The organism is Streptomyces griseicoloratus, from assembly GCF_014534645.1.
GTDB lineage: Bacteria > Actinomycetota > Actinomycetes > Streptomycetales > Streptomycetaceae > Streptomyces > Streptomyces griseicoloratus.
On sequence record NZ_JACVQF010000030.1, the window covers coordinates 1 to 13,292 of the forward strand.

The window sequence follows — 13,292 nt, forward strand, 5'->3', positions numbered from 1 at the left end:
GGGCCGCGCGTCGGGCAGCCGGGGTCCTGGCGAGAGGGCCGGGCGATCGGACATCCCCCGCCCGGACGAACGCTCCTTGCCGCGGCCCCGCCTCGCGCGGCCGGGCCGCGGCGCGGCACGAGACCGGCACGAGACCGTTCGGCGGCGCGGTGGTCGAGGGTGGTCGCCGGGGCCGGGGAGACGGCGAGCACGGTGGTGTGCGAAGCGACGGCGTCGGTGCCGGTGTCCCGCACGTGCGAGGACGCCTCCGGCCCCGCCTCGTGCGGCCGGCGCTGCTACGACTCGGCGAGCGCCGGCCGGGGTTCGCGCCCGCCGGGATGCCGGTGCCGCCAGGTCCAGAAGACCGCGCAGGACAGCAGGGCCCACCCGCCCAGCACCAGGAACGGGAACGCGTGCTGGTGCCCCTGGAAGTACACCGCCGTGTGCTGCGCGTTGACCGAGCCCCCGGGCGGCAGCCACTTGCCGATCTCGCCCAGCGGGGACGGCAGCAGCGGCCAGGACACCGCGCCACCGGAGGAGGGATTGCCCAGGAGGACCATCAGACCCCAGGTCGGCAGCATCGCCCAGCGGCCGAACAGGGTGTTGAACATCGTGAAGACCATGCCGCTGGTGAACAGGGTGAGCGTCAGGATGAACCACGACTCCACGAACGGCAGGTTCAGCGCGCCGAGCAGCCAGTCCACCGTCGCCGCGATGGCGAACCCGCCGAGCAGCGCGTAGGCCAGGGTGAAGAGGATGCGTTCGACCGGCGTCAGGGCGCGGGCGTGCACGCTCAGCTGGATCGCCCCGACGAAGCCGATGATGACGGCGGCCAGCGAGATGTAGAAGATCGCCAGTCCGCGCGGGTCGCCCTCCTGCAGCGGATTGATGTCCCGGACGGTGACCTCGACGCCGGTCTGCTTCCCCACGGCCGGCGCCGCCTCGGCCAGCACCTCCGCGACCGAGGCCCCGGACGCACCGGACACGTCGAGGATCGCGGTGCGCCCGTTGTCGCGGATCTCGAAGATCGCGAAGACCTCCTGGTCCTCCACCGCCTCCCGGGCCTCGGCCGTACTGCCGTAGGGGTGCACCCTCACGGACGCGTTCAGGGCCTTCTCCAGACCATCCAGGAAGGCACGGCCGCGGTCCTGTTCGTAGGAGCCGACCACGGCCGTGGGGATCGAGTGCGGTGTCGGGTTGGCCATGGAGTAGGTGTACGAACCGGCGAAGAGGCCGGCCGCGGCCGCCAGGATGAACACCAGCACGACCGCCGGCAGGAACGGTGACTGGCGGAACTCGGACCACCACTGTGCGCGCGTCGGCGGCTGGGCGTGGGCGCCATGGGGCGTGTCGGGCATCGTCAGGACACTCCCGCGAACCGGGTGGAAGGGCGTCAAGGGGCACGGAAGGCGCGTGAGGTCGCCGGCGGTGAGCCGGGCCGGTGTCCGTCACGGCGTGAGCCCCGGACCCGGCGCCCGCCGCGGGCGTGATCCGGCCCGCGCGACCCGGTCCCGGACGGACCCGATGCCCGACCGGGACCGGGGCGTCACCGCCGGCGGGCGTGCCGGGGCGCGTTCAGACGCGCACCAGCGGCGTGTCGACGAGGTGTTCGGCCAGGAACCAGGCCTGCAGCTCGTTGGTGCGGACGACGTCGGAGACCAGCAGGTCGTTGGTCCCGTCGTCCCCCATCTCCTGGGTGCGGGCCGCGGCGTCGTGACAGTCGGTCAGGATCAGCTCGTGCGCCTCCAGCAGGCGCGAGAGCATCGCCGGCACCTCCTCCACGCCGTCCGGCGGGCGCCCCACGGTGGTGATCTCCGCGACGTGCCGGGGATCGCCGACCGCCACGCCGCCGAGCGTCTGCACGCGCTCGGCGAGGGAGTCGATGAGTTTCAGCTGCTCTCCCGCGTGCTTGTCCAGCAGCAGGTGCAGTTGGAAGAACGTCGCCCCGCGCATGAGCCAGTGGTACTTCTTGTACAGGTCGTGCAGGATGCGGCTGTCCGCCAGGACCTTGTTCAGCCGCTGGCAGGAGTAGAGGCGGGTCTCCATGGTCAGGGCCACGGGGAACTGCTTGACGGTGCCGAACTCCTGGATGATCCGGCCTCTCTGATGCAGCCAGGGCTGGCTGCCGTCACTGCCGTGTTCCGCCGGCGGCTTCGGGGTGTTCACGCCTGAACTCCTTCCGGAGGGAGCTGAAGGGTGTGCGCCGGTGCGGTGCGACCGGCTCCGGCCCCCCTGCGACAGTCGACCAGCAGCGCGCCCGCCCCGCAAACGCTGGACCCCTGGCCGGCTCACCGCCCCGGCCCGTGCGAGGGGTTGTCCGAGAATCGCTCCCCGCCTAGGGTCTCCCGGAGTGCAAGCGCTTTCTACGCCCGTGTCCGAGGAGGACCGCATGTCCCCACGCCCCGCCCGCCGCCGCGTCGCCGTGGTCGGCACCGGTGCCATCGTCACCGGCGGCCATCTGCCCGCCCTCGGCGCCCACGCCGACCGGGTCGAGCTGGTCGCCGCCGTGGACGTGGACCGCGCCCGGCTCGACGCCTTCCGGGAGAGCGCGGGCGGCGGCGTCCCCGGGTACACGTCGATGGGCGCGATGCTGGACGCCGTACGCCCCGACCTGGTGCTCATCGGCACACCGCCGTCCCTGCACCGGGAGCAGACGGTCGCCGCGCTCAAGGCGGGCGCCTGGGTGCTGTGCGAGAAGCCGCTGTGCCTCTCGCTCGCCGAGTACGACGACATCGCGGCGGCCGAGGAGGCATCGGGGGCGTACGCCTCGGTGGTCTTCCAGCACCGGTACGGCTCCGGGGCCACGCACGCCCGCGAGCTGATCGCGAACGGCGAGCTGGGCACCCCGCTGGTCGCCCACTGCCAGACCACCTGGCACCGGGACGCCGCCTACTACGCCGCGCCGTGGCGCGGACGGTGGGCCACCGAGGGCGGCGGTCCGACCATGGGCCACGGCATTCACCAGTACGACCTGCTGCTGCACCTGCTCGGCCCCTGGGCGGAGATCCGTGCCATGGCCTCCCGCCTGGTCCACGACACCGAGAGCGAGGACGTCTCCACGGCCCTGGTGCGGTTCGCGAACGGAGCCCTCGCCACGGTCGTCAACAGCGTGCTGTCCCCGGACGAGACGAGCCGCGTCCGCGTCGACTGCGCCGACGCCACGGTCGAACTCACCCACCTCTACGGACACCGCAACGACGACTGGACCTACACCCCCGCCCCGCACGTCGCCCCCGAGCGCGCCGCCGCCTGGCGCACCCCGGCGGCGGACGTGCCCAGCTCCCACGAGGCGCAGCTCGGCGCGTTCCTCGACGCCTGGGACGCCGGCGTGCGGCCACCCGGCAGCGGCCCGGAGGCCCGCGCCACCCTGGAGTTCGCCGCCGCCCTGTACAAGGCGGCGTTCACCGGACGGCCGGTGCCGGCAGGCGAGATCGGTCCCGGCGACCCCTTCTACGCGGCCATGCACGGCGACCACCCCGACTGGGCCCCCGGGGAGCGCGCATGAGCACCCTCCGCGTCGGCCACGCCCACGGCGACCACGTCACCGTCACCGCCGCGAACGGCACCGAGATCCTGCGCTACGTCTACCGCCCCGACCCCGAGCCCTTCGAGTCCCGCAAGCCGTACGCCCATCCGGTGCGCACGCTCGCGGGACGCACGGTGACCGGCTACCGACCGAACGACCACCGCTGGCACAAGGGCCTGCAGATGACGGCCAGTCACCTGTCCGGCCAGAACTTCTGGGGCGGCAACTGCTACGTCCACGGCCGGGGTTACCTCCCCCTGCCCGACCGCATCGGCTCCATGCGGCACGACGGCTTCCCCGAGTTCACCGTCGAGGACGACCGGTTCGCCGTCACCGAGCACCTCACCTGGATCGAGAACGGCGGCGCCGAGTGGGCCCGCGAGGAGCGCGGGCTGATCGTCCACTCGGTCGACGAGCAGGCCGGCGCCTGGGCCCTGGACTGGTCGATCCGCCTCACCAACACCCGGTCGGCGGCACTGGCGTTCGGCTCCCCGACCACCGCCGGCCGCGAGATGGCCGGCTACACCGGCCTGCAGTGGCGCGGCCCGCGCGACTTCACCGGCGGCACCGTCCTCGCCCCGGGCACCGACGCCCCGGCCGCCGAGCTGATGGGCACGCAGAGCCCGTGGCTGGCCTTCACCGCCGAGCACGACGAGACCGACGGCCACTCCACGCTCGTCTTCGCGCACGCCCCCGAGAACCTCGACGACAGCGCGATCCACCCCTCGCACTGGTTCGTGCGCGCCGAGCCGATCCCGACGGTGGCCTTCTCCTGGGCGTTCTTCGAGGAGTTCGAGCTGCCGCCGGGGGAGTCCTTCGCCTACCGCTACCGCGTGCTGATCGCCGACGGCGCCTGGGACCGCGCCCGGATCGGCGCCCACCTGGAGGGGCTGCCGTGGTGACCGACCCCCTGCCCGGCGCCGTCGGGCTGTCCCACCTCAGCCCCTACGACTGGGAGGCCGCCGACGGCGTGTGCGGCGGCAGCCCGCACCTGCACCTGGTGTGCACGGAGGCGTACGTCGTCACCGGTGGGCGCGGCGCGGTGCAGACGCTGAGCCCCGACGGCCACCGGGACATCCCCCTGGAGCCGGGCTCCGTCGCCTGGTTCACCCCGGGCACCGTGCACCGCATGGTGCAGGGCGGCGACCTGCGCGTCACGGTGCTGATGCAGAACGGCGGACTGCCCGAGGCCGGCGACGCCGTCCTCACGTTTCCGCCGGAGGTGCTCGCCGACCCCGAGGAGTACGCCGCTGCGGCCGCGCTGCCGCCCGGCACGGGGCCGGAGGTCCGGGCGGCGGCCCGGCGCCGCAGGGACCTCGCCGTCGAGGGCTACCTCGCCCTGCGCGAGGCACTGCTCGCCGGCGACAGCGGCCCGTACCGGGAGTTCCAGCGGGCCGCCGCCCGCCTGGTGCGCGACCGGGTGCCGGCCTGGCGCGCGCTGTGGCGGGCGGGTGCTGCGGCCGCCGCGGAGCGCACCGGGGCCCAGCTCGACGCGCTGGCGGACGGCGAGCCGGCGTACCTCGACGAGGCGACCGCGCACCGGGCCGCGCCCGTCCGGCGCGGCGGCTACGGCATGTGCGGGTTCCGCGACGAGTACGCGTGGCCGGGAGGCGCGTCGCCGGGAAACGCGTCGCCGTACGACGGGGATTGACGTCCGTTCACGTTCTGGATCTCTCCAACATCGGAGATTTCACGGGTCGTTGGCGTGACGGAGGTGTGAAGACCCTGTCCGGATGCGCATCCTTTTGACATGAACCTGCGGCCCGAGGGGCGGGCCGCAGCCTCATGGAGGTGTGGGATGCACCGAAGACTCGCCACCGGACTCGCCGCCTCGGCGCTCGCCGTGACCACCGTCGTCGCCACCGCGGCGACCGCCGACGCCGCTCCCGCCGACAAGCCGCAGGTGCTCGCGAGCTGGACCCAGACCAGCGTGTCGAGCTACAACGCCTGGACCGCGGCGCGGGCGAACCAGGCCGCCTGGTCGGCCTACGGGTTCGACTGGTCCACCGACTACTGCTCCTCCTCGCCGGACAACCCCTTCGGCTTCCCCTTCAGCACCTCCTGTGCGCGGCACGACTTCGGCTACCGCAACTACAAGGCCATGGGCACCTTCAGCGCCAACAAGTCCCGCCTCGACAGCGCCTTCTACGAGGACCTCAAGCGCGTCTGCGCCGGCTACGGCGGCGCCACGAAGACCGCCTGCAACAGCACGGCGTGGACGTACTACCAGGCCGTACGAGCCTTCGGCTGACGGCCGGTCCGGGCAAGGGCCCCGCCGCGACCCGCCACAGGTCCGCGCCTCCTACACGGGCGAGGGCGGGGCCGGGCAGGCCGCCGGGGTCCTCGGCGACGAGGCGGTCGCGGCGGCCAGCGCCGCGGCCGCGCCCGCCACGCCGACGACGGCGCCCGCCGCCACGTCGCCGGGGTAGTGCACGCCGGTGTGGACGCGGGAGTAGCCGACGGCGCTCGCCAGCGCACCGAGCGGTACGGCCGCGGCGGGGAGGACGACACCGACGGCGGTGGCGAACGCGACCGCCGAGGCCGTGTGGCCCGACGGGAACGACGCCGAGGTGGGCATCGGCACATGCCGGTCCACGGTCACGCGGGCCGCCTCCCGGTCGGGCCGGGGCCTGCGCACCAGGCGCTTGCCGAGCAGGTTGGCGCAGGCCGAGGCCACGGCGACGGCCCCGACGCCGACGGCCGCGGCCCGGCGCGGCCGCGCCCCGCCCAGGGCGAGCGCGGCGGCGATCCCGAGCCAGAGTTTCGAGTGGTCGGCGGCGTGCGACAGCCTGCGCAGGGCCCGGTCGAGCATGGGCGTGGGCGTCGCGGCCACCGCCGCGTACAGGGCGCCGTCCACGGCACGGAGATCACCGAGTACGGCGGCGAGGGCCCGCCGGCGGGAGCGTACGGGCCGGGCGGCCGGGGCGAGCGGGCCGGCGGTGTTCCCGTCGGCGTCGGTCGGTTCGGTCATGGGCTCCCTCTCCGCGGGCGGTGCGGGCCGTGACGGGGCCGGCGTCGCGGGCACCGCCTCCGTGAGCGTGCCGCTCCATTCCGCCGGGCCGCCCGCGTCCGTGCGCGCCCCGCCGCCGAACCAGCGTCGTCCGTGCGCGGCTGTTCGGCGCTCTGGCGGGGCCCGTTCGGGGGAGGGCGTGTGATCGCGGGGCCGGCTGTGTGGCGTGCGGAGGCGCGTGGGCGTGCGGGGCTGGCCGATGCGCGTTGGGGGCCGGTCGGATCGGGCCCGTGGGGTCGCTCGCGTCCGTGTGTGCCCCGTCGCCCGGACCAGGTCGTCCGTGCGCGGCTGTTCGGCGCTTTGGCGGGGCCCGTTCGGGCGAGGGTGTGGGCCCGGGGTGTCGGCTGTGTGGCGTGTGGAGTCGCGTGGGAGGGGCCGACGACGCTCGTGGGGGCCGGTCCGGCGGCTCGTCAGATTCGGCACGCTCTGCGTTACCGACGCAGCAGCAGGCCCAGGTACACCCCGCCGACCACCGCCGTGACCACGCCGACGGGCAGTTGGGTCGTCTCGTGCAGGCGCTGGGAGGCGAAGTCGGCGGTGACTCCAGGAGGGCGCCGGTGCAGGCCGCCCCGAGCAGGTGGCGACCGCGGCGGCCGGCCCGGGCCAGTTGCGGGGCGATGAGCGCCACGAACGGGACCGGGCCGGCCGCCGCGGTCGCCACCGCGCAGGCCGCCGTCGCCAGAAGCGGCACCGCCGTCCGGGTGCGCTGCACTTCGGGGCGCCCTGCGAGGTGAAGCGGTCCCTGTTCGACCACCACCGTTCCACCAACTACTCCGTCGTCGACACCTCAACGTCTCCCCGCATCCGCGACGTCCGCTCCCGCCCCGACGGCACGCTCGACGTGGCGGTGGAGTTCCCCCCGACCGGCGAGCAGCAGGTGCTCCGGGCCGACCTGCTCGTGCACGCCACCGGATACCGGCCCAGGGACCTCACGGCCGTGCTCGGCGAGGCGGCCAAGGTCTGCCTGCGCGACGACGAGGACGCGCCCCGGGTGACCCGTGGCCGGCGGGATCCACCGCTCCATGCCCGCGCGCCGCACGGCGCCCGTGTGAGACGGGGTGCCGTACGGCGGTGACGGGCTCGGGCGCGGTGCACCCGGTCGCCTCACCGTGCGATCGGCTCCGGCGCAGCCGGGATGCGGGCTCCCGCGACTTGACTCGGTACCCCCGGGGGGTATGCTGGGTGCAGAAGGCCCGGGCCTGAGCCACCGCTTGAGCCGGAGGCCCCGTGACGCGCAGAACCGAGGAGACGACCGCCATGAACACCGGACTGAGGATCACCGCGTTCGCCGCCGCGCTGGCCGCGACCTTCGGCACGGCCTACGGCGTGGGCAGGGGGGTCGACCCGGTCGTCGCGGACAGCGCTCCCGCGCCCCACGACGAGCACGGCGCCGGATCCCCCTCGGCGCCCGAGGGGGAAGGCGGCCGCACAGGGCACGAGAGCACCCCGGCGGGCGGCCTGCAGATCTCCGAGAACGGCTACACGCTCGACCTCGCCACCCCGAACGTCATCGCCGGAGAGCGCACCCGGCTGCGCTTCACCGTCCGCGACGCCGAGGGCAAGGCCGTCACCGCCTATCAGCGCGAGCACGACAAGGAACTGCACCTCATCGTGGCCTCCCGCGACCTGGTCACCTACCGCCACCTGCACCCCACCCGCGCCGCCGACGGCACCTGGAGCACCCCCGTCGACCTGCCCCGCGCGGGCGGCTACCGCGTCTTCGCCGACTTCACCCCGGCGCAGCGGGGTGCCCAGAACCTCACCCTCGGCGCGGACCTCGCGGCCTCCGGCCCCTACGCCCCCGCGAACCTGCCGGCGCCGGACGGCACCGCCCGGACCGACGGCTACCAGGTCGAACTCGCCGGCTCCCTGCGCCCCGGCAGGGCGAGCGAGCTCAAGCTGAAGGTCAGCCGCGACGGCCGCCCGGTCACCGACCTGGAGCCCTACCTGGGCGCCTACGGCCACCTGGTCGCCCTGCGCTCCGGCGACCTCGCCTACCTCCACGTCCACCCGAACGGCGAACCCGGCGACGGCACGACGAAGCCCGGCCCGGAGATCTCCTTCACCGCCACCGCGCCCAGCGCCGGCGCCTACCGCCTGTTCCTGGACTTCCAGCACCGGGGCGAGGTGCACACCGCGGCCTTCACCGTCCGCGCGGGAGCCGCGCCCACCGCACCGGAGCCCGCCCCGGCCGGCCCCCAGGAGCACGCCGACGGCCACACGCACTGACCGGCCGGAGCACTACACCCTGACGACCCGGATCCCCGCGTCCTCGAACCGGCGCACGGTCTCCGGGTCGGCGGCCTCGTCCGTCACCAGTGTGTCCACCGCCTCGGCCGCGCAGATCCGGGCGAACGCCCGCCGGCCCAGCTTGCTGGAGTCCGCCGCCACGACCACCCGGCCGGCGCGCTCGCACAGCAGCCGGTTGATCGCGGCCTCCGCCTCGTCATGGGCCGCGGCACCGTGCACCACGTCGAAGGCGACGACGCCCAGCACCGCCATGTCCACGGTGATCTGACCCAGTACCCCGTCCGCGAGCGGACCGATCAGCTCGTAGGACTGCGCCCGCGCCACCCCGCCGGTCACCACGATCTTGAACTGCGGCCGTACGGCGAGTTCGTTCGCGATGTTCAGGGCATTGGTCACCACGGTCAGCGCCGGCGTGCCGGAGGCCAGGTCGGCGCGCACGGCCAGGGCGCGCGCCACCTCGGTGGTCGTCGTGCCGCCGGTCAGGCCCACCGCCTCGCCGGGCGCCACGAGAGAGGCGACCGCCGCGCCGATGCGCTGCTTCTCCGAGGCGCGCCGGGCCGTCTTGTAGCGCAGCGGCAGCTCGTAGGAGACCCCGTGCACGACCGCGCCGCCGCGCGTGCGCACCAGCATCTGCTGCTCGGCGAGCCGGTCGAAGTCGCGGCGGATCGTCGCGGCCGACACCTCCAGCTCGGCCGCGGCCTCCTCGACATCCAGCCGGCCACGCTCGACGAGCAGCTCCAGCAGCGCCTTCCAGCGGGCGTCGCGCGACATCCGCACCTCCGTTCCTCTGTCCCCCGGCGACCCTAGCGCACGCCCACCTTCCGCGAATTGCTTGATTGTGCTCGAAAGTTCGCTATACCTTGCAGGAACAATCACGCCAGGGAGGGTGCGGCATGACGCATGTCGAGGACGAACTCACCAGCCAGCCCGAGTGCTGGACGCGCGCCGCGACGGAGGCGGCCCGGCACGGCGGGGTGCTGCCGGCCACGGGGGAGCGGGTGGCGATCGTCGGCTGCGGCACCTCGTACTTCATGGCCCAGTCGGCGGCCGCCCTGCGCGAGGACGCCGGCCGGGGCGAGACGGATGCCTTCACCGCCTCCGAGTTCCCGTACGGCCGCACCTACGACCGCGTCGTCGCGCTCACCCGCTCCGGCACCACCACCGAAGTACTCGACCTGCTCGGCCGGCTGAAGGGCCGGGCGCGCACCGTCGCGATCACCGCCGACCCGGACACGCCCGTCATGACCGCCGCCGACGACACGGTCGTGCTCGACTTCGCCGACGAGCGGTCCGTCGTACAGACCCGGTTCGCGACCACCGCGCTGACCCTGCTGCGCGCCCACCTCGGCCTGCACACCGACGCGGTCGTCGCCGACGCCCGCACCGCGCTCGCGGCCGACCTGCCCGAAGGGCTCGTCGAGTGCACCCAGTTCACCTTCCTCGGCCGCGGATGGACCGTGGGGCTGGCCAACGAGGCCGGGCTGAAAATGCGCGAGGCCTCCCTGTCCTGGACCGAGGCGTACCCGGCCATGGAGTACCGGCACGGCCCCATCAGCATCACCACCGCAGGCCGGGCGGCCTGGATGTTCGGCGAGGCACCCGAGGGCCTGGCCGAACAGGTCCGGGAGACCGGCGGACTGTGGGTGCCCGGGACGCTCGACCCGCTCGCCGAACTGGTCCGCGCCCAGCGGCTCGCCGTCGCCGTCGCCGCCGCCCGCGGCCTCGACGCGGACCGGCCCCGCCACCTCACCCGCTCGGTGATCCTCGCGCCCTGACACCCGGGAAGGGAAGACCGTGCCCCTCGTCACCACCGGCGAGCTGACCGCCCGCGCCGCAGCCGCGCGCTCCGCCGTCGCCGCCTTCAACGTCATCACGCTGGAACACATCGAGGCCGTCGTCGCGGGCGCCGAGTCGGTGCACGCGCCCGTCGTCCTCCAGGTCAGCGAGAACGCGGTCAGGTTCCGCTACGGCCGGCTGCTGCCGCTGGCCCGCGCCGCCGTCGCCGCCGCCGAACGCGCCGCCGTGCCCGTCGCCCTGCACCTCGACCACGTCCGGAGCGACAGCCTGCTCCGCCAGGCCCCGGACGCCGGGTTCAGCTCGGTGATGTACGACGCGTCCCGGCTGCCGTACGCCGACAACCTCGCCGCGACCCGGGCCGCCGCCGACTGGGCGCACGCCCAAGGGCTGTGGATCGAGGCCGAGTTGGGAGAGGTGGGCGGTAAGAACGGCGAGCCGCCGCTCGACGCCCACGCGCCCGGCGCCCGCACCGACCCCGCCGAGGCCCGCGCCTTCGTCGCCGACTCGGCAGTGGACGCCCTGGCCGTCGCCGTCGGCAGCAGCCACGCCATGACCACCCGCACCGCCGCCCTCGACCACGAACTCCTCAAGGAGCTGTCGGGCACGCTGGACGTACCGCTCGTCCTGCACGGCTCCTCCGGAGTGCCGGACGACGAACTCGCCGCGGCGGTCGCGGGCGGCATCGCCAAGGTCAACGTCGGCACCGCGCTCAACATCGCCATGACCGGAGCGATCAGGGAGTACCTGGCCGCCCACCCCGAGGCGGTCGACTCGCGCAGCTACCTCACCGTGGGCCGGGAGGCCATGGCACGGACGGTGGCGGGGATCCTCGGGGTGGTGGACCGCACTACTTCCTGACGGCCCTGAGCACCACGAACTTCCGGTCACCGGCGACCAGATGACTGTTGCCGAACAGCCGCCGCAGCTTGACGTGGTAGCCGAGGTGCCGGTTGCCGACCACCCACAGCTCGCCGCCCGGCCGCAGCACCCGCCGGGCCCCGGTGAACATCCGCCACGCCGTGGCGTCGGTCGTCGCCTGGTGGGAGTGGAACGGCGGGTTGTTCAGCACCAGGTCGACACTGCCGTCCGGCACCCCGGCCAGCCCGTCGCCGACCCGGAACTCCGCGTGCCCCGGCACCCCGTTCGCCCGGTACGTCGCCTCCGCCGAGGCCACGGCCTGGAAGGACTCGTCGGTGAACAGCACCTCGGCCCGCGGGTCGGCCAGCGCCACCGCCGTACCCACGATGCCGTTGCCGCAGCCCAGGTCCACCACCCGCCGGGCGCCCGGCTGCGGCAGATGCCCGAGGAAGAACCGGGTGCCGATGTCGAGCCGGTCGGCGCAGAAGACGCCGGCGTGGTTGACGACGGTACGGCCAGAGACGGGGCCGATGCCGTCGGGCAGCCGGTAGCTGAGCGGCCAGGGGTTGGCCGGCCGCTCCAGCGCCGGGTCGGGCGTGCAGAAGATGAGCCGCGCCTTCTTCTCGGCGAGCGAGGTGCGCGTCGGCCCGAGGATCCGCTCGAACAGGGCCAGCGTCGAGGTGTGGATCTCCTTCACCATGCCGGTGCCGACCACGACCGTGCCCTCGTGCACCGACGGCGCCAGCCGCAGCAGCTGGTCCTCCAGCAGCGCGAGGCTCTTCGGCACCCGCACCAGCAGGACGTCGATCCGGCCCGGCGGCGGGTCCTGCGTGGTGAGCAGCCGCACCGAGCCCGGCTCGACGCCGTGGCGCTCCAGGTTGACGCGCGTCGCCTGCTGGGCGAGGTGGGAGTCGGTGATCTGCACCGGCCGGTGCGCCGCCAGCGCCGTCACCAGCGCCCCCCAGCGGTCGCCGACGACGACCACCGTGCCGGACAGGGACACGTCCCCATCCGCGAGGTGCCGCAGCAGGTATTCGTCGGAGGCGTCCCAGGCACGCAGCCGCTCGCGCGGGTCCTCGGGGAAGCGGGTCGGCGCCAGCTCGCCCCACGGAGTCGTCATACGGTCGTTCATCGTGCGTCCAGGCTAGCCGAGCCGCAGCTCAGGCCACCCCGGGCCGGCTTTCCGGCACGATGGAGGACATGGACGCCGAGCTGTTCCCCAGGGCCCGCGCCGAGATCGCGCCCGGCGCGGTCCACGTACCGGACTGGCTGGACCCGGTACGGCAGCGCGAGCTGCTGCGCGCCTGCCGGGAGTGGGCGCGCCCGCCGGCCGGACTGCGCACGGTCCGCACCCCCGGCGGCGGCACGATGACCGCCCGCCAGGTCTGCCTCGGCCTGCACTGGTACCCGTACGCCTACGCCCGCACGGTCGTCGACGGCGACGGCAGCCCGGTGAAACCCTTCCCGGACTGGCTCGGGGAGCTGGGCCGCCGCGCGGTGACCGACGCACTCGGCGCCGGGGCGGCGACGGAGGCGGCGTACGACGTCGCGCTGATCAACTACTACGACTCCGACGCCCGCATGGGCATGCACCGCGACGCCGACGAGAAGGCGGACGCACCGGTGGTGTCCCTGAGCCTCGGCGACACCTGCGTCTTCCGCTTCGGCAACACCGAGACCCGCGCCCGCCCCTACACCGACGTCGAGCTGCGCAGCGGCGACCTGTTCGTCTTCGGCGGACCCTCCCGGCTCGCCCACCACGGCGTGCCCCGGGTGCACGCGGGCACGGCGCCGCCCGAGTTGGGGCTGACCGGCAGGCTGAACATCACGCTCCGGGTCAGCGGCCTCTAGATCGGCGCGGTGGCGGATCAT

General features: G+C 74.4%; 14 protein-coding genes and 1 pseudogene. 9 read left to right on the forward strand and 6 right to left on the reverse strand.

All coding sequences use genetic code 11. The features are described 5' to 3' along the window. Nucleotides 1-275 precede the first annotated feature (275 nt). Together H0H10_RS00865 and H0H10_RS00870 are read right to left on the reverse strand one after the other, a co-directional pair. Nucleotides 276-1,337 carry an ABC transporter permease gene (locus tag H0H10_RS00865; RefSeq protein ID WP_188178837.1) on the reverse strand — a complete coding sequence of 354 codons (1,062 nt, stop codon included), beginning with the start codon at nucleotides 1,335-1,337 and terminating at the stop codon, nucleotides 276-278. A gap of 217 nt (nucleotides 1,338-1,554) precedes the next feature. Beyond that, complete coding sequence (locus H0H10_RS00870; protein ID WP_188178838.1) at nucleotides 1,555-2,145, reverse strand: Dps family protein; 591 nt, start codon at nucleotides 2,143-2,145, stop codon at nucleotides 1,555-1,557. A gap of 223 nt (nucleotides 2,146-2,368) precedes the next feature. Here H0H10_RS00870 and H0H10_RS00875 point away from each other — a divergent pair, with 223 nt between their 5' ends. The 4 genes from H0H10_RS00875 (at nucleotide 2,369) to H0H10_RS00890 (ending at nucleotide 5,756) form a co-directional block, all read left to right on the forward strand. Further along, entirely contained in the window at nucleotides 2,369-3,484 is a 1,116-nt protein-coding gene (locus tag H0H10_RS00875) for a Gfo/Idh/MocA family protein (protein ID WP_188178839.1), read from the forward strand. After that, nucleotides 3,481-4,407 carry a DUF6807 domain-containing protein gene (locus tag H0H10_RS00880; protein ID WP_188178840.1) on the forward strand — a complete coding sequence of 309 codons (927 nt, stop codon included), beginning with the start codon at nucleotides 3,481-3,483 and terminating at the stop codon, nucleotides 4,405-4,407. Before H0H10_RS00875 ends, H0H10_RS00880 begins: the two co-directional genes overlap by 4 nt. Continuing rightward, complete coding sequence (locus H0H10_RS00885) at nucleotides 4,401-5,156, forward strand: cupin domain-containing protein (protein WP_309141698.1); 756 nt, start codon at nucleotides 4,401-4,403, stop codon at nucleotides 5,154-5,156. Before H0H10_RS00880 ends, H0H10_RS00885 begins: the two co-directional genes overlap by 7 nt. A gap of 147 nt (nucleotides 5,157-5,303) precedes the next feature. Further along, complete coding sequence (locus H0H10_RS00890; RefSeq protein ID WP_188178841.1) at nucleotides 5,304-5,756, forward strand: phospholipase; 453 nt, start codon at nucleotides 5,304-5,306, stop codon at nucleotides 5,754-5,756. A gap of 51 nt (nucleotides 5,757-5,807) precedes the next feature. Here the strand turns inward: H0H10_RS00890 and H0H10_RS00895 are convergent, their stop codons facing one another. After that, a complete protein-coding gene (locus H0H10_RS00895) occupies nucleotides 5,808-6,476 on the reverse strand; it encodes a phosphatase PAP2 family protein (protein WP_223179197.1) in 669 nt (222 codons plus the stop codon). Next, entirely contained in the window at nucleotides 6,373-7,272 is a 900-nt protein-coding gene (locus tag H0H10_RS41050; protein ID WP_373566780.1) for an iron chelate uptake ABC transporter family permease subunit, read from the reverse strand. Before H0H10_RS41050 ends, H0H10_RS00895 begins: the two co-directional genes overlap by 104 nt. Between H0H10_RS41050 and H0H10_RS00905 the strand changes: the two are divergent. Together H0H10_RS00905 and H0H10_RS00910 are read left to right on the forward strand one after the other, a co-directional pair. Next, nucleotides 7,225-7,524: pseudogene (locus H0H10_RS00905) on the forward strand (L-lysine 6-monooxygenase); the annotation flags it as partial. The gene H0H10_RS41050 and the pseudogene H0H10_RS00905 sit on opposite strands and share 48 nt — an antisense overlap. Before the next feature lie 248 nt (nucleotides 7,525-7,772). Continuing rightward, nucleotides 7,773-8,744, forward strand: a complete 972-nt coding sequence (locus tag H0H10_RS00910; RefSeq protein WP_188178869.1) for a DUF8832 domain-containing protein — start codon at nucleotides 7,773-7,775, stop codon at nucleotides 8,742-8,744. A gap of 12 nt (nucleotides 8,745-8,756) precedes the next feature. Here the strand turns inward: H0H10_RS00910 and H0H10_RS00915 are convergent, their stop codons facing one another. Next, the gene (locus tag H0H10_RS00915; RefSeq protein WP_188178842.1) at nucleotides 8,757-9,536 is read right to left on the reverse strand and encodes a DeoR/GlpR family DNA-binding transcription regulator; all 780 of its coding nucleotides are present in this window, start codon (nucleotides 9,534-9,536) and stop codon (nucleotides 8,757-8,759) included. Between the two features lie 122 nt (nucleotides 9,537-9,658). Here H0H10_RS00915 and H0H10_RS00920 point away from each other — a divergent pair, with 122 nt between their 5' ends. Further along, nucleotides 9,659-10,540, forward strand: coding sequence for an SIS domain-containing protein (locus tag H0H10_RS00920; RefSeq protein ID WP_188178843.1), 882 nt, complete (start codon nucleotides 9,659-9,661; stop codon nucleotides 10,538-10,540). Between the two features lie 19 nt (nucleotides 10,541-10,559). Next, nucleotides 10,560-11,420: a class II fructose-bisphosphate aldolase gene (locus H0H10_RS00925; protein WP_188178844.1), complete on the forward strand. Its 861-nt coding sequence runs from the start codon at nucleotides 10,560-10,562 to the stop codon at nucleotides 11,418-11,420. On the opposite strand, the gene H0H10_RS00930 is transcribed toward H0H10_RS00925, so the two are convergent. Then, nucleotides 11,410-12,540, reverse strand: coding sequence for a methyltransferase (locus H0H10_RS00930; protein WP_223179198.1), 1,131 nt, complete (start codon nucleotides 12,538-12,540; stop codon nucleotides 11,410-11,412). The genes H0H10_RS00925 and H0H10_RS00930 overlap by 11 nt on opposite strands. 80 nt (nucleotides 12,541-12,620) lie before the next feature. Between H0H10_RS00930 and H0H10_RS00935 the strand changes: the two genes are divergently transcribed. Then, the gene (locus tag H0H10_RS00935; protein WP_188178846.1) at nucleotides 12,621-13,271 is read left to right on the forward strand and encodes an alpha-ketoglutarate-dependent dioxygenase AlkB family protein; all 651 of its coding nucleotides are present in this window, start codon (nucleotides 12,621-12,623) and stop codon (nucleotides 13,269-13,271) included. Nucleotides 13,272-13,292: the final 21 nt, after the last annotated feature.